General features: G+C 56.2%; 20 protein-coding genes and 1 tRNA gene. 8 read left to right on the top strand and 13 right to left on the bottom strand.

The genetic code is table 11. The features are described 5' to 3' along the window. Positions 1 to 31 precede the first annotated feature (31 nt). On the top strand, positions 32 to 1,042 hold the full coding sequence (locus EIEH_RS03185; RefSeq protein ID WP_015869818.1) for a tyrosine-type recombinase/integrase: 1,011 nt from the start codon (positions 32 to 34) through the stop codon (positions 1,040 to 1,042). 198 nt (positions 1,043 to 1,240) lie between these two features. On the opposite strand, the gene EIEH_RS03190 is transcribed toward EIEH_RS03185, so the two are convergent. Next, positions 1,241 to 1,316, bottom strand: a tRNA-Phe gene (locus tag EIEH_RS03190). A gap of 593 nt (positions 1,317 to 1,909) precedes the next feature. Between EIEH_RS03190 and EIEH_RS03195 the strand changes: the two genes are divergently transcribed. Beyond that, the gene (locus tag EIEH_RS03195; protein ID WP_015869819.1) at positions 1,910 to 2,548 is read left to right on the top strand and encodes a YfdX family protein; all 639 of its coding nucleotides are present in this window, start codon (positions 1,910 to 1,912) and stop codon (positions 2,546 to 2,548) included. 63 nt (positions 2,549 to 2,611) lie between these two features. Here the strand turns inward: EIEH_RS03195 and dicD are convergent, their stop codons facing one another. The 5 genes from dicD to aspA all read right to left on the bottom strand — a co-directional run bounded on the left by dicD (position 2,612) and on the right by aspA (position 8,280). Next, a complete protein-coding gene (gene dicD / locus EIEH_RS03200; protein WP_015869820.1) occupies positions 2,612 to 3,187 on the bottom strand; it encodes a division control transcriptional repressor DicD in 576 nt (191 codons plus the stop codon). Between the two features lie 31 nt (positions 3,188 to 3,218). Further along, complete coding sequence (locus tag EIEH_RS03205) at positions 3,219 to 4,946, bottom strand: protein-disulfide reductase DsbD (RefSeq protein WP_015869821.1); 1,728 nt, start codon at positions 4,944 to 4,946, stop codon at positions 3,219 to 3,221. Beyond that, positions 4,922 to 5,290 carry a divalent cation tolerance protein CutA gene (cutA, locus tag EIEH_RS03210; protein WP_049640710.1) on the bottom strand — a complete coding sequence of 123 codons (369 nt, stop codon included), beginning with the start codon at positions 5,288 to 5,290 and terminating at the stop codon, positions 4,922 to 4,924. The genes EIEH_RS03205 and cutA overlap by 25 nt, the downstream gene beginning before the upstream one ends. 136 nt (positions 5,291 to 5,426) lie before the next feature. Continuing rightward, positions 5,427 to 6,728, bottom strand: coding sequence for an anaerobic C4-dicarboxylate transporter (locus tag EIEH_RS03215; RefSeq protein ID WP_015869823.1), 1,302 nt, complete (start codon positions 6,726 to 6,728; stop codon positions 5,427 to 5,429). Between the two features lie 115 nt (positions 6,729 to 6,843). Further along, positions 6,844 to 8,280 (bottom strand): aspartate ammonia-lyase, encoded by a 1,437-nt coding sequence (aspA, locus tag EIEH_RS03220; protein WP_015869824.1) that lies wholly within the window; start codon positions 8,278 to 8,280, stop codon positions 6,844 to 6,846. Between the two features lie 364 nt (positions 8,281 to 8,644). On the opposite strand from aspA, the gene EIEH_RS03225 reads away from it, so the two are divergent. The 4 genes from EIEH_RS03225 (at position 8,645) to EIEH_RS03240 (ending at position 11,932) form a co-directional block, all read left to right on the top strand. Further along, on the top strand, positions 8,645 to 9,121 hold the full coding sequence (locus EIEH_RS03225; protein WP_015869825.1) for an FxsA family protein: 477 nt from the start codon (positions 8,645 to 8,647) through the stop codon (positions 9,119 to 9,121). A 217-nt stretch (positions 9,122 to 9,338) separates the two neighbouring features. Next, complete coding sequence (locus EIEH_RS03230; RefSeq protein WP_015869826.1) at positions 9,339 to 9,632, top strand: co-chaperone GroES; 294 nt, start codon at positions 9,339 to 9,341, stop codon at positions 9,630 to 9,632. Between the two features lie 59 nt (positions 9,633 to 9,691). Then, positions 9,692 to 11,335, top strand: coding sequence for a chaperonin GroEL (gene groL / locus EIEH_RS03235; RefSeq protein WP_015869827.1), 1,644 nt, complete (start codon positions 9,692 to 9,694; stop codon positions 11,333 to 11,335). A 249-nt stretch (positions 11,336 to 11,584) separates the two neighbouring features. Further along, the gene (locus tag EIEH_RS03240; protein WP_015869828.1) at positions 11,585 to 11,932 is read left to right on the top strand and encodes a DUF4156 domain-containing protein; all 348 of its coding nucleotides are present in this window, start codon (positions 11,585 to 11,587) and stop codon (positions 11,930 to 11,932) included. Positions 11,933 to 12,015: 83 nt separating this feature from the next. Here the strand turns inward: EIEH_RS03240 and EIEH_RS03245 are convergent, their stop codons facing one another. The 5 genes from EIEH_RS03245 to epmB all read right to left on the bottom strand — a co-directional run bounded on the left by EIEH_RS03245 (position 12,016) and on the right by epmB (position 17,732). Further along, positions 12,016 to 12,711: a LutC/YkgG family protein gene (locus EIEH_RS03245; protein ID WP_015869829.1), complete on the bottom strand. Its 696-nt coding sequence runs from the start codon at positions 12,709 to 12,711 to the stop codon at positions 12,016 to 12,018. Next, the gene (locus EIEH_RS03250; RefSeq protein ID WP_015869830.1) at positions 12,711 to 14,132 is read right to left on the bottom strand and encodes a LutB/LldF family L-lactate oxidation iron-sulfur protein; all 1,422 of its coding nucleotides are present in this window, start codon (positions 14,130 to 14,132) and stop codon (positions 12,711 to 12,713) included. The genes EIEH_RS03245 and EIEH_RS03250 overlap by 1 nt, the downstream gene beginning before the upstream one ends. Before the next feature lie 10 nt (positions 14,133 to 14,142). Beyond that, complete coding sequence (locus tag EIEH_RS03255) at positions 14,143 to 14,862, bottom strand: (Fe-S)-binding protein (protein WP_015869831.1); 720 nt, start codon at positions 14,860 to 14,862, stop codon at positions 14,143 to 14,145. Between the two features lie 49 nt (positions 14,863 to 14,911). Then, positions 14,912 to 16,465, bottom strand: a complete 1,554-nt coding sequence (locus tag EIEH_RS03260; RefSeq protein ID WP_015869832.1) for an L-lactate permease — start codon at positions 16,463 to 16,465, stop codon at positions 14,912 to 14,914. A gap of 238 nt (positions 16,466 to 16,703) precedes the next feature. Further along, a complete protein-coding gene (epmB, locus tag EIEH_RS03265) occupies positions 16,704 to 17,732 on the bottom strand; it encodes an EF-P beta-lysylation protein EpmB (RefSeq protein WP_015869833.1) in 1,029 nt (342 codons plus the stop codon). 47 nt (positions 17,733 to 17,779) lie between these two features. On the opposite strand from epmB, the gene efp reads away from it, so the two are divergent. Both efp and sugE read left to right on the top strand, forming a co-directional pair. Continuing rightward, positions 17,780 to 18,346, top strand: coding sequence for an elongation factor P (gene efp / locus EIEH_RS03270; RefSeq protein WP_015869834.1), 567 nt, complete (start codon positions 17,780 to 17,782; stop codon positions 18,344 to 18,346). Positions 18,347 to 18,536: 190 nt separating this feature from the next. Further along, positions 18,537 to 18,854 (top strand): quaternary ammonium compound efflux SMR transporter SugE, encoded by a 318-nt coding sequence (gene sugE, locus EIEH_RS03275; RefSeq protein WP_035608643.1) that lies wholly within the window; start codon positions 18,537 to 18,539, stop codon positions 18,852 to 18,854. Between the two features lie 70 nt (positions 18,855 to 18,924). On the opposite strand, the gene frdD is transcribed toward sugE, so the two are convergent. Together frdD and frdC are read right to left on the bottom strand one after the other, a co-directional pair. Beyond that, entirely contained in the window at positions 18,925 to 19,281 is a 357-nt protein-coding gene (frdD, locus tag EIEH_RS03280) for a fumarate reductase subunit FrdD (protein WP_035608668.1), read from the bottom strand. Positions 19,282 to 19,297: 16 nt separating this feature from the next. Beyond that, positions 19,298 to 19,696 (bottom strand): fumarate reductase subunit FrdC, encoded by a 399-nt coding sequence (gene frdC / locus EIEH_RS03285; RefSeq protein WP_015869837.1) that lies wholly within the window; start codon positions 19,694 to 19,696, stop codon positions 19,298 to 19,300. Between the last annotated feature and the right edge of the window lies 1 nt (position 19,697).

Raw genomic sequence — 19,697 nt, forward strand, 5'->3', positions numbered from 1 at the left:
ATCTGTTCTGGTTTTTTGGGAGAAGAATAAGATGCGTAATGAAATAACCTGGGATGAACTGCTTGAAGAATATTTTTTTGCTCACCGGCTAAGACCCGCGACTGAATGGAGCTACAGCAAGGTTGTCAGAGGGTTCAGGCGTTATTCTTGCGATACCCTTCCAGCGCAAATTACGCACCGTCAGGTGCTGGAGTGGCGGCGTTATCTGCTTCAGGATAAACAACAATCGGCACAGACGTGGAATAACAAAATCGCGCATCTGCGGGCGCTGTATAATTACGGGATGGAGTATGAAATCCTTCCCCCGGGGAAAAATCCGTTCAATAAAAGCAATGTTCAGCGAGATACCAGGAAGAAAAAAACGCTTACGCGATCACAGCTGATTCGCGTTTACCTGGTCATGCAGCAGTTCGAAGAGGCTGAGCGGGCAGGGCACGGCATCAGGGGTGGGCGTAATGCACTCTGGCCGGCGTGGTACTGGCTGACGGTTCTGGATTCGTTCAGATATACAGGGATGCGGTTAAATCAGCTGCTGCATATCCGGCTGGGCGACATCAATCTCAGTGAGGGGTATCTGGATCTCTGCCTTGAGGGCAGTAAGACACACCGTGAGTGGCGGGTTCCCATTGTAAGTGCGTTAAAGCCCCGCCTGCATCACCTGACAGAAAAATCAACAGAGCTGGGAGCGGGGAATGAAGATTATCTGTTTGATGTGAACAGAATTCACCTTAAGCGTCATATGGCATGGGATGCAGCTAAGGTCTATCAGAAGATCCGATCATTTTTTCGGCGACTGTCGAAAGAATGTGGCTTTGCGGTTTCACCGCATCGCTTTCGTCATACGCTGGCGACGGAACTGATGAAATCACCTGAACGAAATCTTCAGCTGGTAAAGGACCTTTTGGGGCACCGGAGCGTCAGTACAACTATGGAGTATGTGGAGCTGAAGATGGATATCGTGGGAAAAACACTCGAAGCTGAGCTGTCACTTCACACAGATGTTACAGGCGAAAGAAATTTACACCTGTTGACACAAGCGTAGTTGACTGGGATGATTAACGGTGATCGAGAAAAGGGAGCTTGATAGGACAAGCTCCCTATCTTGAGGGACAAGTTCTGGATATATCAACCAGTGCAAACGCTCTTGGAAACACCGGAGGACATTCCGCATGACCGGCCCCTGCATTTACCGCCCGTTAAGGTTCTCATCTCTTAACCAGCGTGCTTTGATGCAGATTAGTGGTGCCCGGACTCGGAATCGAACCAAGGACACGGGGATTTTCAATCCCCTGCTCTACCGACTGAGCTATCCGGGCAACGGGGCGCATTAAACCGTATTGCGTCCGGCGCGTCAACGATTTTATCGGTCAGGCGGTTCATCTGGAGATAAAATCAGCGTTTCCCTGTGCTCTGGAGTGCTGTGTGGCAGCGGTAGTCGATAGTTGTGGCGTCGTTCGCTGAGTATCATTGTCAGAGCCTTATCGGGAGCTTCTCTACGTGGTATTGCATATTTTTCTCGTCGGCGTTTTGTCAGCTTTTGTCTCTGGGGTGTCTCGATGCGTTGTTTTTCAGGCTAATGGTGGTATTACCGATGATGCTGAGCGCTGTGTTGGTGCTGTTTAGGTGGCTAAGTACGCTATTCTGTCAACGGTGGAAACAAATAATATGTTTTAAAACATGGTGTTATTTTGCTGTGTAATAAAGATTAAATTTTTGGTCTGCGCTGTACACAGTACCGGCTTGGGAGTGTGCACTTTTTTTGCCGTCGAACGACGGAGGATGATGTGCAATTGACATGACTTGGTCGACGTTTATAACTAAATGGGTCTGCGGGAGGAAAGTATATGGTGCCTCCGCTGTAACGAGTGAGTTAACGATTTAACCAGTATGGGATAAACGGGCCAAGATTATGAAACGTATTCTGACAGCAACAGCGCTTTCTCTGGCGATGTTTTCTACCTTTACCTGGGCTGCCGATGCAGCGCCGGCAGCATCGGCTGCCACGACTGCTGCTGCGGGGATGTCTGCCCAACAGGTGCAGGATGTTGCCAAAGTTGCCCAGCAGGGCTTTACGGCAATGCGTGACATGCAATTCGCCCGTGTTGCCCTGTTCCGGGGCTCTCCGGAGGTGGCGACCAAACTGACCGATCAGGCCGCCGGTCTGTTGGCCGATGACAGCACCGACTGGAAGGCGTTTATCAAATCCGATAAAAAAGCGCCGTTGGCCGGCGATAATTATGTGATTATTAACGCATCCATTGCGTTGTCCGAAGATTTCGTTGCAACCCCGGAAAAACAGAAAGCCATTGCCAGGGCCAATGAAAAACTGAGCAAGGGCGATCGTAAGGGCGCGCTGGAAGAGCTGCGCTTAGCTGGCGTGGGTATTACCGAAACGCAGTATCTGATGCCGCTGAAGCAGACCCGTCAGGCTGTCGCTCATGCACAGAGCCTGCTGAAAGCTGGCAAGTACTATGAGGCTAACCTGGCACTGAAGGGCGCTGAAGAGGGGATTATTACCGACAGTGTAACGCTGGCCGGAGGCAAATAATCGTCCGCCGTTTTCGTAGTGTGTTGTGTATGGCCACCCTTGGGGGTGGCCTTTTTACGTGCGTTAGCTCAAGGCGTCGTGCCGTCGGCAGTGGGCGATATGCAGGATATCTTGCGCCAGATGCAGTGCGATATCGACATCTTCACGGCGGCGGCTGACCAGCAGTCGGTTCAGACATCCTTCCTGTACCAGCTCCATCTGATGTGCAACCAGTGAGGCATCGTCAATCTCACTCTCCTGCAGCAGCTGCAGTGTAAAATCAAACGAAGCCTGCTTTTGTCGGGACGCCAGCTGATGGATCGGGTGGTCGGTAACAGGGTACTGGATACAGGCCGAAATAAACAGGCAGCCGGGAAAGCGCCCCTGCTCGACATGTTCGGCCAGCACCGAATAGCGGGCCAGAATTTTGTCATCGTGGCTCAGGGTATCATTCAGCAGGAGCTGTCGGCGCCAGGTATCGATCTGCTGGCTGTGAAAACGCAGGCAGTCGTACAGCAGGGCCTCGCTGTCTGGCCAGTAGCGGCGTGCCTGATCGAGGGACAGCATTTCGCTGTCGATCAGGGCGGGCAGCGTGGCGCCGGCCAGGCCATGTCGCTCCAGGCGCTGCAGCGCCTGTGTCAGGATCTGCTCCCGTTGCATTCTATTCTCCTCATGATAAAGGGCTTGCCCGTCACTGTGCATATGGCAGCTGTTGCAGGTGCGCCAGAAAACGTTTGGCGTCCATAAAACCGGTGACGCGAGCGTCGTCTAACGGCTGTCCATCGGGAGTGAAAAACAGGATCGATGGCAGCCCCAGTACGTTAAGCTGCTGCAGTAGCTGGGCGTGCTGCTCTGTATTGGCGGTCACGTTTGCCTGTAATAGCAGGGTGCCCGCCAGCTGGCTACGCACAGCATCATTGCTGAAGGTGTATTTCTCAAATTCTTTGCAGGCAGTGCACCAGTCGGCATAGAAGTCCAGCATCACAGGCTGCCTGCGGGCCTTGGCCTGCGCCAGCGCCTGAGTTAGCTGCTGTGGGGAGTCGATAGGCTGGAACGCCAGGGGGGCACTGACGCCGATGCTGGCGCGTGGCGTTTCGTCGAAGATCCAATCCTGTAGTGGGCGGGCGCAGATCAGCGCGGCACCCAGCAGCAGGATCTGCCAAAGGCGGGTACCGCGGCGGCGTGCGTGCAGGGAGAGGCTGAATCCCCACAGGAAGAAGGTGATGCCAAGAAGACTCCACAGCCGTGCGCCCCAGGCGTCGCCCAGTATACGCTCCAGCAGAAATACCGGCAGCGCCAGGATCACAAAGCCAAATCCCTCTTTTACATGCTGCATCCACGGTCCGCTGCGCGGTAGCAGCCGGTTACCAAACAGCGTGACCGCGATCAGCGGGATCCCCATCCCCAGCGCGTAGAGATAGAGTGTCCCTCCTCCGACCCACAGGTTACCGTTCTGAGCGATATACAGCAGAATGGCGCTGAGGGGTGCGGTGGTGCAGGGAGAGCAGATCAGGCCTGCGAGGGCGCCCATTACGAAGACGCCCAGCAGCGAACCGCTGCGCTGGCGGTTGCTCCATAGCGTCAGCCGGGTTTGCAGCGAAGCGGGCAGCTGCAGGGTGAACGCCCCGAACATGGAGAGCGCCAGCAGGATAAACAGCAGCGAGAGGCCGATCAGTACGTAGGGGTGCTGAAAAGCGGCCTGGAAGCGCAGCCCGGCAGCGGCCACCACCATGCCCAGCACGGTGTAGGTAATGGCCATCCCCTGTACATAGACCAACGCCAGCAGGGCGGTATGTCCCCAGCCGTGACGTTGCTTCTGGCCCAGAATCAGGGCCGATATCAGTGGGTACATCGGCAGGACACAGGGGGTAAAGGCAATGCCGATACCGATCAGCAGTGCCCACAGGGCAGGAAAGGGCAGCGTTGGCGCGTGCTCTGTGTTCGCTGTCGCCATAGCCGCCGTGCCGGGCGGCGGTAAGACCCCGACGGCCGCGGTGATCGCCTTGAGGGGAATGCGCCGCGTCTCCGGCGGATAGCAGAAGCCCGCGGCGGCGCAGCCCTGGTAGGTGACGCTGACCTCGCCCCCCGCCGCGGCGCTGAGCAGAGGCAGTGTCAGGCTCAGTCCATCGCGGAAGATGGCGGTTTCCCCCTGAAACTCGTCGTGATGAGGGATCCCCGGCGGCAGCTGCCAATGACCTAACTGAGCCTGATGGGGCGTAATCCGGATCTGTTGACGATAGAGGTAATAGCCAGGCTGGATCTGCCAGCGCAGCGTCAGACTCTCCCCCCGTTGCTGAAAGTCAAAGGCAAAGGCCTGATTGACCGGTACAAAGCGAGGCTGCCCGCCGAACAGGGAGGCCTGGGCGGGCAGCAGGGTAGTAATAAACAGCGCAATCAGCGCAAAGATGCGTTGAGCCATGATAGGTAGTCTTGATCTCCTGCCTGCACCGGAATGACCAGTAGCTCTGGCGTCTGATAAGGATGCTGATGTTTTAGATAGGCGAGCAGCGCCTGCTGATGGCGCCGTTCGCTTTTGATGATCATCTGCACCTCATACTCCTGCTCAATCTTCCCTTCCCAGCAGTAGAGGGAGGTGGCGCCGGGAATAAGGGTCACACAGGCTGCCAGCCTTTCGCCGAGCAGAGCAGCGGCAAGCTCCTGAGCGCAGGCCTCGTCTGGCGCGGTGCACAGAATAACGACAGCATCGCTGTGGTCAGCTGGAACCGCCGCAGCGGCGGTAAAGGGAGTCACGGTTTGGGACATAGTGGACCTTGCGGCATTGCCAGTGTTGATGATGATTTCGACACTATACCGTGAGGGGGGCGGGCTTGTCAGGCGCAAACGGGCGCAAAAATGACAACGGGGCGCAGCGCGCCCCGTTAACGTGATGTGTGCGGGATTACAGCATAACGCTGCCCAGCAGGAAGCCGAAGCAAACTGACAGAGCCACACCCAGGGTACCCGGGATGAAGAACGGGTGGTTAAAGACCAGTTTACCGATGCGGGTTGTACCGGTGTCATCCATCTGTACTGCGGCAACCAGCGTCGGGTAGGTTGGCAGGATGAACAGGCCAGACACCGCGGCAAAGGAGGCAACGGCGGTCAGCGGAGAGACGTTCAGGGCCAGGGCCATCGGCATCAGCGCCTTGGCGGTTGCAGCCTGAGAGTACAACAGGGCAGAGGCAAAGAAGAAGATGACTGCCAGCAGCCACGGATGGTTCTGGATAACGGTACCGGCGGTTTCTTTGATCCAGTCGATGTTGGAAGAGACGAAGGTATCGCCCAGCCAGGCCACGCCCAGGATACAGATACAGGCGCTCATACCGGCTTTGAACGTGCTGGAATTCAGCACGTTATCGGTATCGACACGACAGATGATTGTGGTCAGGGTGGCCACGCTCAGCATGATGATCAGGATGGCGTTGGTGGTGTTCATCAGCGGTTTGGCAACCAGGCCCAGGCTCGGGCTGTTGATGATGGCGTAGGCCACCACGGCGATAACGCCCAGCAGGAACAGCCATACAGAGGTCTGGGCCCCTTTTTTGATTTCAATCTGCTTGTCGCCGCGCAGCGTGATCAGACCCTCTTCCAGACGCTTGCGGTATACCGGATCGTTGGACAGTTTGGAGTCAAAGCACCAGGAGACGATCAGAGACATCACCAAAACTGCCAGGAAGGTGGATGGCAGTACAACCATCAGCAGATGCAGGTAGCTGATACCGTGGCCCTCCATGACGGAAGACATATAAACCACGGCAGCAGAGATCGGTGATGCGGTAATAGCGATCTGCGCGGATACCACGGCGGTGGAGAGCGGACGGCATGGTTTGATACCCTGCTCTTTGGCGACTTCGGCAATAACCGGCAACGCAGAGAGGGAAATGTTGCCGGTACCGGCGAAGATGGTCAGGAGGTAGGTGACGACCGGCGCCAGAATGGTGATGTATTTCGGGTTCTTACGCAGAACTTTTTCAGTCTGGTGAACCAAGTAGTCCATACCGCCGGCAACCTGCATCGCAGAGATAGCGGCAATAACGGCCATGATGATAGAGATTACGTCGAACGGAATCTTACCTGGTGCAACGCCGATGGCGGCCAGCACCAATACCCCGAGACCACCGGCGAAGCCGATCCCGATCCCGCCCAGTCTGGCACCCAAGAAAATCGCCAGCAGAACAATTACCAGTTCTAGAACTAGCATAGTGTTTCTCCTTAAAATATAATGATAATAATTCTTGTTTTACTATTGGTTCTGTCAAGAAAAAGGCACGGCTGACCATGGGACCAGACGTGCCTATAACAATCCGATGCGTTAATTATTTTTCGCTTTCATCGGTATAGCGTTTAGCTTTGTAAGCCGGGTGCATCAGGTTTTCAACAGAGAAAATATCGTCCAGCTGCGCTTCAGTCAGCAGACCGCGTTCCAGCACAACCTCGCGTACGCTCTTACCGGTTTCAGCACAGATTTTACCCACGATATCACCGTTGTGGTGACCGATGAACGGGTTCAGGTAGGTAACGATACCGATAGAGTTGAAGACGAATTTTTCGCAGATTTCTTTGTTGGCAGTGATGCCGTCGATGCATTTCTCACGCAGGTTGTAGCAACCGTTGGTCAGCAGAGAGATGGATTCGAACATGGCCTGGCCGATAACCGGCTCCATGACGTTCAGCTGCAACTGACCGGCTTCAGCCGCCATGGTGACGCAGGTGTCGTTACCGATGACTTTAAAGCACAGCTGGTTAACAACCTCCGGTACAACCGGGTTAACTTTAGCCGGCATGATGGAGGAACCCGCCTGCAGCTCCGGCAGGTTGATTTCGTTCAGGCCAGCGCGCGGACCAGAGGAGAGCAAACGCAGATCATTACAGATTTTGGACAGTTTGACCGCGGTACGTTTCAGCGCGCTGTGAACCATGACGTAAGAACCACAGTCAGAGGTGGCTTCAATCAGGTCTTCAGCCGGTACGCATGGCAGACCGCTGACTTCAGCCAGCTTCTGCACGGCCAGTTTCTGATAGCCTTCCGGTGTATTCAGACCGGTACCGATAGCGGTAGCGCCCAGGTTGATTTCCAGCAGCAGTTCAGCGGTGCGTTGCAGGTTTTTCACTTCTTCGTTCAGCAGTACGCTGAATGCGTGGAACTCCTGGCCCAGAGTCATCGGTACGGCGTCCTGCAGCTGGGTACGACCCATCTTCAGGATGTTTTTGAATTCATCAGCTTTACGGTCAACGCCTTCGCGTAGGTTTTTGACCGCTTCGATCAGCTTCATGATAGAAGCGTAAACGGCGATACGGAAACCGGTCGGGTAAGCGTCGTTGGTAGACTGGCATTTGTTCAGGTGGTCGTTCGGGTTCAGGTACTGATATTCACCTTTCTTGTGACCCAGCAGCTCCAGACCAATGTTGGCCAGCACTTCGTTGGTGTTCATGTTAACAGAGGTACCGGCGCCGCCCTGGAAAACATCTACCGGGAACTGGTCCATGCATTTGCCGTTGTTCAGGACTTCGTCACAGGCCAGGATGATGGTATCAGCAATTTTACGCGGGATAGTCTGCAGTTCACGGTTAGCCAGTGCTGCTGCTTTTTTAACCATCACCATGCCGCGAACAAATTCAGGAATATCGCTGATTTTGTTGTTGCTGATGTAGAAGTTTTCCATCGCACGCAGGGTGTGAACGCCATAATAAGCGTCTGCGGGAACTTCACGGGTGCCTAATAGATCTTCTTCAATACGGATGTTATTTGACATGGGAACCTTCTTTCATTGATGCCGAATAGTAAATTAGCTAACAAATTAATTTTCTTTAAGGAACAACAGAGAGAATTCACCGTTCTCTCTTTTATGGGCACGATCATATGCTGCCGGGAGGGAAAAGTATGAACCTAGATCACTATATGGAGTATCTTATCCCTTTGATTATCATATCTGTGATAATACTCACAGATAATGTAAATAACTAACAATGGGTAGCGAAAAAGCAGCGATTAAAATAACACCACACGAATTATATGGACGTTTTTTTTGACTCCAATATAATTTTATTTTTAAAGTACTTGGTTTTTATTTACATTCATGTGAATACTGAAACAGTCGTTTAATTAGGAGACACCATTTGCGCTGGTTGCCCTTTATCCTGATATTTTTTTATGTCTATATTGAAATATCGATTTTTATCAAAGTCGCTGCCGTTTTAGGCGTTGCGTTGACGCTGCTGCTGGTGATCTTGACCTCCTGTCTCGGCGCATCGCTGGTGCGTAATCAGGGAATGAAGACGTTGATGCAGATGCAGCAGAAGCTGGCGATGGGGGAGAGTCCTGCCGCAGAGATGATTAAAAGCGTATCGCTGGTGATGGCGGGTCTGCTGCTGCTGCTGCCGGGGTTCTGTACGGATCTCCTCGGTCTGTTGCTGATGCTGCCGTTGGTACAGAAGCGCCTGGCGCTGAAACTGCTTCCTTACTTCCGTATTTACCGCAGCAGTGGCCCGGGCGACGGCGGTGGCTTCGGTGGTGGGCCTGGCGGCGGCGGTCATACCTTTGACGGTGAGTTTGAGCGCAAGGATGACGATCGTCAGCGTCTGGATAATAAATGAATCCCTTCGGCCCGCCTTTCCGGTGGGCCGCTGTCATTTCTGGGTTGCATCTTCGGCTGTTGCAGGTTAAAAAAAAGCGAATTTTTTTGTCGTGCCCCCCTTGAAGGAGGGAAACGACGCCCCAATCTAGCAAAACATGAGTCCGGAGCGTGGCGTTATTGCCCACGTCTGGCTTTCAACCCTAAACGATATGGACTTTCTCAAAGGAGAGCTATCAATGAAAATTCGTCCATTGCATGACCGTGTGATCGTCAAGCGTAAAGAAGTTGAGTCCAAGTCTGCTGGCGGCATTGTTCTGACCGGTTCCGCAGCGGGCAAATCCACGCGTGGTGAAGTTGTCGCCGTGGGTCATGGTCGCATTCTGGAGAATGGCGACGTGAAACCGCTGGACGTGAAAGTCGGTGACACCGTGATTTTCAACGATGGTTATGGCGTGAAAGCCGAGAAGATCGACAATGAAGAAGTGTTGATCATGTCCGAAAGCGACATTCTGGCCATCGTTGAGGCGTAATCGCCGCATCCGTATAGCGCCCGTACTATCCAATTGAACGAATTTAAGGGACAAAAATAATGGCAGCTAAAGACGTAAAATTTGGTAATGACGCCCGCGTAAAAATGCTGCGCGGCGTGAACGTTCTGGCAGACGCAGTGAAAGTGACTCTGGGCCCGAAAGGTCGTAACGTGGTCCTGGATAAATCCTTCGGGTCTCCGGCTATCACCAAAGACGGTGTATCCGTTGCGCGTGAGATTGAACTGGAAGATAAGTTCGAGAACATGGGCGCACAGATGGTGAAAGAAGTCGCCTCCAAGGCGAATGACGCCGCCGGTGACGGTACCACTACGGCAACCGTTCTGGCGCAGGCTATCGTTAACGAAGGCCTGAAAGCCGTTGCTGCCGGGATGAACCCGATGGATCTGAAGCGCGGTATCGATAAAGCCGTGAGCGCTGCCGTTGAAGAGCTGAAGGCGCTGTCTGTGCCGTGCTCCGATTCTAAAGCGATTGCACAGGTGGGTACCATCTCCGCCAACGCAGACGACACCGTGGGCCAGCTGATCGCTGAAGCAATGGAAAAAGTCGGTAAAGAAGGCGTTATCACCGTTGAGGAAGGCACCGGCCTGCAGGACGAGCTGGACGTGGTTGAAGGTATGCAGTTCGATCGCGGCTATCTGTCCCCGTACTTCATCAACAAGCCGGAAACCGGCGCCGTTGAGCTGGAAAGCCCGTTCATTCTGCTGGCTGACAAGAAGATCTCCAACATCCGCGAAATGCTGCCGGTGCTGGAAGCCGTTGCCAAAGCCGGTAAGCCGCTGCTGATCATCGCCGAAGACGTTGAAGGCGAAGCGCTGGCGACCCTGGTGGTCAACAATATGCGTGGTATCGTGAAAGTGGCGGCGGTGAAAGCGCCGGGCTTCGGCGATCGCCGTAAGGCGATGCTGCAGGATATCGCTACCCTGACCGCCGGTACCGTTATCTCTGAAGAGATCGGTATGGAGCTGGAAAAAGCGACCCTGGAAGATCTGGGTCAGGCTAAACGCGTGGTTATCAACAAAGACACTACCATCATCATCGATGGTGTGGGCGAAGAGTCCGCCATTCAGGGCCGCGTGGCTCAAATCCGTCAGCAGATCGAAGAAGCGACCTCTGACTACGATCGTGAAAAGCTGCAGGAGCGCGTGGCTAAACTGGCTGGCGGCGTAGCCGTTATCAAAGTGGGCGCGGCAACTGAAGTTGAAATGAAAGAGAAGAAAGCACGCGTAGAAGACGCCCTGCACGCAACCCGTGCTGCGGTGGAAGAAGGTGTGGTTGCCGGTGGTGGCGTGGCGCTGGTTCGCGTGGCGGCCAAGCTGGTTGACCTGAAAGGCATCAACGAAGAGCAGAACGTCGGTATCAAGGTTGCGCTGCGTGCGATGGAATCACCGCTGCGTCAGATCGTGGCCAATGCCGGTGAAGAGCCGTCAGTGGTTACCAACAATGTGAAGGCCGGTGAAGGTAACTACGGCTATAACGCGGCGACCGAGCAGTACGGTGACATGATCGAGATGGGTATCCTGGATCCGACCAAGGTAACCCGTTCTGCGCTGCAGTACGCCTCCTCCGTTGCAGGTCTGATGATCACCACCGAGTGCATGGTGACCGATCTGCCGAAGGAAGAGAAAGCTGACCTGGGTGCTGCCGGTATGGGCGGTATGGGCGGTATGGGTGGCATGATGTAATCTGCCAGCATCTGCGCTCTACTAAACCCCCGCTTTGCGGGGGTTTTTTATGCCCGGCATATGATGGCGTGCGAAGATTTGTCATATCATTGTGGCATCACGGGTTTCGGATACACTAGTATGCGGTGATATACCGGGGTTGGCCGGGGGCCCGCGAGCCGTTGCGTGCCTGTTCGGTACATTTATTCAGTGTTACCAACGGATTCTGGTATGATTCGGATAACATTTACACATCAAATGGGGAATAAGATGCGAATTAAAGGGTTACTGGGGCTGGCAGCCATCATGCTGCTGGCAGGGTGCAGTACCATGACTCAGCTGTCTTCCTCCGGCCAGCAGGTGAAGTTTACCGATGCGAAGCCGGGCACCGAATGTCAACTGCTGGGCGAAGCGGTGGGGACCCAGAGCAACTGGCTGTCAGGTCAGGGCGGTGAAACCAGCTCTATGCGCGCTGCCGCTAACGATCTGCGCAATAAGGCTGCCGCAATGGGTGGTAACGTGGTCTATGGCGCTGTCAGCCCGAGTGAAAGCTTCTGGTCCAGCTTTGCTCCGTTGGACAGCAAGATGAGCGGACAGGTTTATAAATGCCCGAACTGAGCGGTTGGGACAGGAAGCATCGGTTCAAAAAAGCCGCGGCCTGAGGGCTGCGGCTTTTTTAGTGCAGGCGCAGAGGCCGACGTTTAGCAGTCCTCAACGATCAGATAGGCGGCGTTTACCGGTCCGTGCACCCCGATGACCTTAATCAGCTCGATATCCGCGGTCGAACTGGGCCCCCCGATCAGGTTGATGCAGGATGGCATCCGCCCTCCCCGCTGCGCGCGCTGGTGCAGCAGGCTGGCCAGCTGTGCCACCCGCGGTAGAATGGTGCTCTTACGCAGCACAAAGATGGAGGACTCCGGCAGCAGGCTCAGAGCGCGCCCGTGCAACGCCGAGGAGAACAGCACCACGCCGCCGGATTCGGCCAGTCCATATTCGGCGTAGACTACGCCAACCTTGGCCTGCTCTGCCATGCGCAGATTCTCTGCGCCGAGCGCCGGATCCCATACCGTCGCCGGGCACTCCCTCACCAGTGTTTCGGTGATCCCCAACTGCGCCAGACGGCCATCCCCGCTGACGATGGTCGGCGTCTGGCCATAGCGCTGACATAGATGCAGCGCCGCTTGGGCCGCATCGGCTTCGCTGCAGCGCTCACAGTGCGCCAGCATCACATTGCTGGCGACGTCGATAAAGGCGTCGCAGCGCTGCTGTACGCTGAGCCCGGTCAGGCGGGTTTGGGCATAGTCATTGATGGGCTGGGGGCGAGGCTGTGGGATATGGCGAACTTCGCGCCCCAGCTGGCGGGCGATTGTGGCCAGAAATTCATCGCGATTGTTCATTATTTATTCCCCTGCTCCTTGTGCTGTTTAAACCAACTGCGGAAGCTCTCGCCATCGGCCTGCGGCAGATCGCGCGCTGCGGTCCACTCCGCCAGCGCTCCTGCGTTGATAGGAGCCTTGCCGCCTTTAATTAACCAGCTGGCGACCCTGGCACCGGCGATCATGCCGACCTTCCACAGCGTCGGGTGGCTGTTGGCATAGGCAAATAGCCGGGTCGCGCGCTGCTCCGCCTTCGGCGGCAGGCCGGCTTCGACCATTGCCCGACGATGGCGCAGGATCAGCTTGGAGAGCGGGATATTGACCGGACAGACGCTGTCGCAGGCAGTACACAGCGAACAGGCGTAGGGAAGATCCTTAAAATTCGCATAGCCGCCCAGCAGCGGCGAGATCACCGCCCCAATCGGGCCCGGATAGATGGAGCCGTAGCCGTGGCCGCCAATGTGACGATAGGCCGGGCAGGTGTTCATGCAGGCGCCACAGCGGATACAGCGCAGTACTGCCCGGAACGGTGAGCCGAGAATGCTGGAGCGGCCATTATCGACGATCACCAGGTGGAACTCCTGCGGACCGTCAAGGTTGTCCGCCTCACGCGGGCCGGTCAGCCAAGTGTTGTAGCCGGTCAGCCTGGCGCCGACCGCACTGCGCGCCAGCATGGTGATCAGCACATCCACCTCTTCGAAGGTGGGGGCAATGCGCTCCATCCCCATCACGGCGATATGGGTCGGCGGCAGGGTTGTGCACATCCTGGCGTTACCTTCGTTGGTGACTAGACAGACCGAGCCGGTTTCGGCGACGGCAAAGTTACAGCCAGTGACGCCGATATCGGCGCTGAGGAAGTCCTGGCGGATCTTCTGGCGGATAAACAGGGTCATCGCCTCCGGCGTCTCCGGACCATCATAGCCCAGGGTCTCATGAAGCACCCGGCGGATCTGGGTGCGATCCTTGTGGATCGCGGGTACCACCACGTGGGAGGGCGGATCTTGATCCAGCTGCAGAATGTATTCGCCCAGATCGGTCTCCACCACCTGGATTCCCGCTTGCTGCAGAGCGTGGTTCATGCCGATCTCTTCGGTGACCATCGACTTGGCTTTCACCACCTTTTTGGCGTTTTTGCCCTGGGCAACCTGTAGAATATAGCGGGTTGCGTCCTCTTTGGTCTTGGCAAAGTAGACCTTTCCGCCGTTCTCCGTCACCTTCTCCGCCAGCTGGTACAGGTAGGCGTCCAGGTTATCTAGCACGTGATCGCGGATCTGTTCGGCACGCTCGCGCCACTCATCCCAGTGCCCCAGCTCATCCACCATTTTTTGCCGGTTGGCGCTGATGCGCTCCTGGGCATTGGCTACCGCCTTGCGCATGACTGCATCATCCAGCTGGAGCCGAATGCGATCCTTAAATTTTACATCGCTGGTTTTCAATGACATGGCATCCCCCTTAACGGCTCATCAGCACTTCGGCGATGTGCATCACCTTGACCGGTAGCCCTTCGCGCTGCAGGCGGCCGCCAATGTTGATCAGGCAGCTGATATCGGCACCGATCAGATACTCCGGCTGGGCCTCCATCATATGACTGACCTTCTCTTTCACCATCTCTCCGGAGATCTCGGCCATTTTTATGGAGAAGGTGCCGCCAAAGCCGCAGCAGGTCTCGGCGGCGGGGAACGGCAGCAGCTCCAGCCCCCGGACATGGCTCAGCAGCGTCAGGGGCTCATCGCGGACCTTCATTTTGCGCAGCAGGCTGCAGGAGGGGTGGTAGACCGCCCGCCCTGGCAGGTGGGCGCCCACGTCCTGAACGCCGAGGGAGTTGACGATAAAGGAGGTGAGGTCGACCATCCGGTTGGCGACGCGCTCGGCGCGTAGCGCCCACCCGGGCTCGTCGCTCAGGTAGCTGGGATAGCTCTTGACCGCATAGGTGCAGGAGCCCGCCGGCGAGATGATCGGGTCGTCGTTTTCCTCCAGCGCGCGGATCAGGGTCTTCATGCCCGGAATGGCATCCTCAACGTAGCCGCCGTTGATGGCAGGCTGGCTGCAGCAGCCTTGCTTTTCCGGAAAGTGGACCGTACAGCCCAGCTGCTCCAGCAGCAGTACGCTATCGCGCGCCATGCGCGACTTCAGGGCGTCTCCAAGACAGGTGACGAAAAAGTTGACGTTCACGACAAAAAATCTCCATTGCAGAAAGTAAAATATTATTTAATTCAATCAATTAAGGAATAAATAGGTAATAGACCAGACCGACCTTCAACCCCAGAATAACGATATAGGCGCAGCAGTACTTCAGGGTTCCAGACATGATGGCGCTGCCCTGGCCATCCATGCGGGTGGCTGAGACGGCAATGGCGATGCTCTGTGGCGAAATCATCTTGCCGCCGGTGGCCCCGGAGGTATTGGCGGCCGCCAGCCACAGCGGATCGACGTGCAGCTTTTCCGCCGCCATGGTCTGCAGCTTGCCAAACAGCACGTTGGAGTTGGTGTCGCTGCCGGTGACAAAGGTTCCCAACGCACCGATGATCGGGGCAATGAACAGATAGCCGCCACCGGTGACGTTAACCAGCGTCTGTGCCAAGGTGGCGATCAGCCCGCTGACGTCCATGACCGTCGCCATGGCAACGATGGCGCTGATGGCGATGATGGAGTTTTTCAGCTGCTTTACCGTGGCGACGAAAACCTGCAGCATCTGGCGCAGGGCCGCGCCCTGAATCACTCCGCCGATCAGGGTGGCGATGATGATCAGAACGCCAGGCGTCGCTATCCAGTCGATCTTCAGCTTCAGCACCTGGCCGTTGGCCAGCGGGAAGGGCAGAACGCTGGCGACCTGGGCAACGGTCGAGCGGATCGCCGGAAACAGCGGTGAGCACAGCAGAATGAAAATAAAGATCAGCAGATAGATTGCGCAGGCGCGCAGCAGCTGCGGGGCGGAATAGCGGACGTTGCCCTTGAGATGGGTGCCGTCAATACGGTATTCGGCGGCGGTCTCGCCGCGCCGCGCCTTGGCCATCAGGGTGACGACGATCAGGCTGACCAGGCTACCGGCAAAGGCGGGCAGCTCGGCGCCCAGCTTGATGGCGACCAGATACTGTGGGATCAGGGTCGAGATGCCGCACAGCAGGGTCAGCGTGAAGACGTCGCGCAGGGCTTTGACGCCGCCGCCGATGATGGTGACGATGACAAACGGCAGCAGAATATTAAACAGGGCCAGCTGGGAGATGATGGTTCCGCTCAGCGCGGTGACCGGCAGATTGACCTGCTCAGCCAGAATAGAGACCGGGATGCCGACGGCGCCAAAGGCGGTCGGTACGGTATTGGCAACCAGTGAGGCGATGGCGGCCTTGAGCGGGTTAAAGCCCAGCGCGATCAGGATCCCGATGGGAATCGCCACCGCGGTACCGTAGCCGGCGGCCGCCTCCAGGAAGCCACCGAAGCACCAGGCGATCAGCAGAACCTGAATACGCTTATCATCGCTGACGGCGGCCAGTACGTCGCGCAGGATGTCCATGCTGCCGGTCTTCAGCATCAGGTTATAGCTGTAGATAGCGCCAAGGATCACGATGACGATCGGCCACAGCCCTTTTAAGGCACCGTAGATCAGCGCTGATCCTAGGGTTTGTAGCGGTGTATGCCAATACAGGCCGGTGACCGTCAGTGTCAGCGCCAGTGTGATCAGTACGGCGAGATGGATCGGGGTTTTCAGTTTCAGGATTAGGATGATCATGACAGCAATCGGCAGGATACCCAGAAAAAATGGTAAGTATGCAGGCATAAATTTCCCTAACGAACGCAGATTAATATTATTGGTATGATGAATTATCGCGGTGTATTTATAACGTAAATGGTCGGTTAAAGCATATGACTGGATCGCTTCAGTTTAACAAATGGTTAAAGTTTATGGTGATTGGAACCATTTTGTTTATGAAGTGTGATATTTATTGTCGCTTACGTAGCTCAGGGGAGGCGGCCTGTCCGCTGAGGGCACAGGCCGATACAGCGTTTGGTGGGAGCTACTGCTGGCGCAGATGCAGATCCAGCGGGGTTTTGCTCGGTTCACCGCCGATTTCGCGGGTTAGACGCGGTACCAGATAACCGGAGACCCGGGACAGCAGCCCGTTCATCAGGCGACGTGCCTCATCATCCGGCACCATAAAGTGGGCACCACCCTGCACCTTATCCAGAACATGCAGATAGTAGGGGAGAATACCGGCCTCAAACAGCGCGTTGCTCAGGGCCGCCAGCGTATCGGCGTTATCGTTGATGCCACGCAGCAGCACGCTCTGATTCAGCAGAGTCACGCCGGCCTGCTTCAGTCGCTCCATGGCCTCGCTCAGTGCTTCATCAATTTCGTTGGCGTGGTTAATATGGGTGACCAGTATCATCTGCAGACGGGAGTCCGCCATGCGTTGGCACAGCGCATCGGTCACGCGCGCCGGGATCACCACCGGCAGGCGGCTATGGATACGCAGCCGCCGGAGGTGCGGCAGCTGCTCCAGCTGGGTGAACAGCCAGTCCAGCTCGTGATCTTTGGCCATCAGAGGATCGCCGCCGGAGAAAATGATCTCATCCAGCTCTGGGTGTTCGCACAGATACGCCACCGCCCGTTGCCAGTTGGCGCGGGTTCCCTGATTTTCTTGATAGGGAAAGTGGCGGCGGAAGCAGTAGCGGCAGTTGACGGCGCAGCTGCCCTTGACCAACAGCAGCGCGCGGTTTTGGTATTTGTGCAGCAGACCGGGAACGACGCTGTGCTGCTCTGCCAGCGGATCGGTGGAGAAACCGGGCGTTTCAATAAACTCGGCGGCGTCACTCATCACCTGGCGCAGCAGGGGATCGTTAGGATCGCCACGGCGGATCCGGCTGATGAAGGCGTGTGGTACCCGCAGAGGAAACAGGCGACGGGCCTCGCAGCCTGCCAGCCACTGTGGATGGTCAGAAAGGCCCAGCTGGGCCAGTAAGTCGGCGGGGTCGGTGACAACGTCGGCAAGTTGTTGCAGCCAATCTTCTCTCGGCTGCCCTTTTTGGGTTATAATATGTGCCATTTTTTTGGCTAAGCTACCAAGTAAAGTAAATTATTCAGAGGGCCTTTATGGCAACGTATTCTAGCAACGATTTCCGCTCCGGTCTTAAAATCATGATGGACGGCGAACCTTACGCCGTTGAATCCAGTGAATTCGTCAAACCGGGTAAGGGTCAGGCCTTTGCCCGCGTTAAGCTGCGCCGTCTTCTGACCGGCAAGCTGATCGAAAAGACCTTCAAGTCTACCGATAGCGCCGAAGGCGCCGATGTGATGGATGTGAACCTGACTTACCTGTACAACGACGGTGAGTTCTGGCACTTCATGAACAATGATACCTTTGAGCAGCTGGCTGCCGATGCCAAAGCCGTTGGTGACAACGCCAAGTGGCTGCTGGATCAGGCTGAGTGTGTGGTTACCCTGTGGAATGGCCAGCCTATCGCGGTTACTCCGCCGAACTTCGTTGAGCTGGAAATTGTTGAGACCGATCCGGGCCTGAAAGGGGATACCGCCGGTACCGGCGGTAAGCCGGCAACCCTGACCACCGGCGCTGTGGTTAAGGTTCCGCTGTTCGTTCAGATTGGCGAAGTCATCAAGGTGGATACCCGCTCCGGCGAATATGTCTCCCGCGTGAAGTAACCCCTTGGTCGAAGAGAACCGCGCCAGGCGCGGTTTTTTTTGCTCGCCGCGGCGCATGCCGTTCCCATCCTCTGCCGGGAGGGGGATGGTAGAGAGACTACCGGGATACCACCTATGGTTCCCCTTGTGCGGGACGACCCGTACATGCTGCTTTTTTCAGGGACGCCCCTGCCTGTCGCTGGACACCATCATGCCTTGGATAGTATTGCTGATAGCCGGCCTGCTCGAAGTGGTCTGGGCCATCAGTTTAAAGTATTCCCACGGATTTACTCGCCTGTGGCCCAGTGTCGTTACGCTGCTGGCGATGGTCGCTAGCGTACTGCTGCTGGCCCATGCGATGAAAACCTTGCCTGCCGGTACCGCCTATGCTGTCTGGACCGGCATCGGTGCCGTCGGCGCCGCCATCATGGGAATTGTGCTGCAGGGTGAGTCGGCCAGCCCCCTGCGTCTGCTGAGCCTGGGGCTTATTATCTGCGGGATACTGGGACTTAAGTTTAGCAACGCCTAGCATCGCTGCCTTGATGCGAGTCCCATAAAAAAAGCCTCCCGAAGGGGGAGGCTTTTTCATCCCGGGCGGATTACAGGGTAAAGATCCCGATCAGCGCCACAACGCTCAGAATGGCCGCCAGACCATAGAATACCCAGCTGCTTGCCGGCACGTGGATCTTCAGATCGTGCATCATGTGGTGCAGACGGTGCAGACCACACCACAGCGGCAGAATGATCATCAGCAGCCAGAAGATACGGCCGATGATGCTCTGGCTGAAGCTCAGGGCGCGCTCAAAGGTCAGCGCATCCGGGAACATCCCCAGCGGCAGCAGAATGCCAACGATCAGGATCACGGCCGGCGCGAAGATAGCTCCCCACATACCGCCTGCGCCAAACAGACCCCAAAAAACCGGCTCGTCAGAACGTTTGTAAACTTTATTGTTCATCATGCTTTCTCCTCGGTTACAGCAGGGCCAGGCCCAGAACCACCACGGTAACGACGATAGTGACAACCCACAGCGCCTTGATAATCGGTGCCGGGCCCATCTTCTCATCGTTTACCACGATGTTGGCCGCTTTTGGCGCCAGCTCAAACCAGGTCTTGGTATGCAGCACGGCCAGCAGCAGGGAGATGATATTGAGGACCAGTACCAGCGGGTTTTGCAGGAACGCAACAAAGCTTTCCCAGCCTGCGGCACCGTCTTTCAGCGAGAATACGCCATAGATCAGCACAATGCTGAACCAGACGTTTTCCAGCGCTGAACTTTCGCGCAGCATGTAGAACTTATAGAAACCCAGCTTGTGCCACCAGTTGGATGACATACCCCGCACATAGGGTTTGCGTTTGGTTGAAGTCGTCATT

This window comes from Edwardsiella ictaluri ATCC 33202, from assembly GCF_000264785.1.
Lineage (GTDB): Bacteria > Pseudomonadota > Gammaproteobacteria > Enterobacterales > Enterobacteriaceae > Edwardsiella > Edwardsiella ictaluri.

Coding starts and splice junctions, on each gene's coding strand:
- EIEH_RS03185 (WP_015869818.1), top strand. CDS start 32: ATGCGTAATGAAATAACCTGGGATGAACTGCTTGAAGAATATTTTTTT.
- EIEH_RS03195 (WP_015869819.1), top strand. CDS start 1,910: ATGAAACGTATTCTGACAGCAACAGCGCTTTCTCTGGCGATGTTTTCT.
- dicD (WP_015869820.1), bottom strand. CDS start 3,187: ATGCAACGGGAGCAGATCCTGACACAGGCGCTGCAGCGCCTGGAGCGA.
- EIEH_RS03205 (WP_015869821.1), bottom strand. CDS start 4,946: ATGGCTCAACGCATCTTTGCGCTGATTGCGCTGTTTATTACTACCCTG.
- cutA (WP_049640710.1), bottom strand. CDS start 5,290: ATGTCCCAAACCGTGACTCCCTTTACCGCCGCTGCGGCGGTTCCAGCT.
- EIEH_RS03215 (WP_015869823.1), bottom strand. CDS start 6,728: ATGCTAGTTCTAGAACTGGTAATTGTTCTGCTGGCGATTTTCTTGGGT.
- aspA (WP_015869824.1), bottom strand. CDS start 8,280: ATGTCAAATAACATCCGTATTGAAGAAGATCTATTAGGCACCCGTGAA.
- EIEH_RS03230 (WP_015869826.1), top strand. CDS start 9,339: ATGAAAATTCGTCCATTGCATGACCGTGTGATCGTCAAGCGTAAAGAA.
- groL (WP_015869827.1), top strand. CDS start 9,692: ATGGCAGCTAAAGACGTAAAATTTGGTAATGACGCCCGCGTAAAAATG.
- EIEH_RS03240 (WP_015869828.1), top strand. CDS start 11,585: ATGCGAATTAAAGGGTTACTGGGGCTGGCAGCCATCATGCTGCTGGCA.
- EIEH_RS03245 (WP_015869829.1), bottom strand. CDS start 12,711: ATGAACAATCGCGATGAATTTCTGGCCACAATCGCCCGCCAGCTGGGG.
- EIEH_RS03250 (WP_015869830.1), bottom strand. CDS start 14,132: ATGTCATTGAAAACCAGCGATGTAAAATTTAAGGATCGCATTCGGCTC.
- EIEH_RS03260 (WP_015869832.1), bottom strand. CDS start 16,465: ATGCCTGCATACTTACCATTTTTTCTGGGTATCCTGCCGATTGCTGTC.
- epmB (WP_015869833.1), bottom strand. CDS start 17,732: ATGGCACATATTATAACCCAAAAAGGGCAGCCGAGAGAAGATTGGCTG.
- efp (WP_015869834.1), top strand. CDS start 17,780: ATGGCAACGTATTCTAGCAACGATTTCCGCTCCGGTCTTAAAATCATG.
- sugE (WP_035608643.1), top strand. CDS start 18,537: ATGCCTTGGATAGTATTGCTGATAGCCGGCCTGCTCGAAGTGGTCTGG.
- frdD (WP_035608668.1), bottom strand. CDS start 19,281: ATGAACAATAAAGTTTACAAACGTTCTGACGAGCCGGTTTTTTGGGGT.
- frdC (WP_015869837.1), bottom strand. CDS start 19,696: ATGACGACTTCAACCAAACGCAAACCCTATGTGCGGGGTATGTCATCC.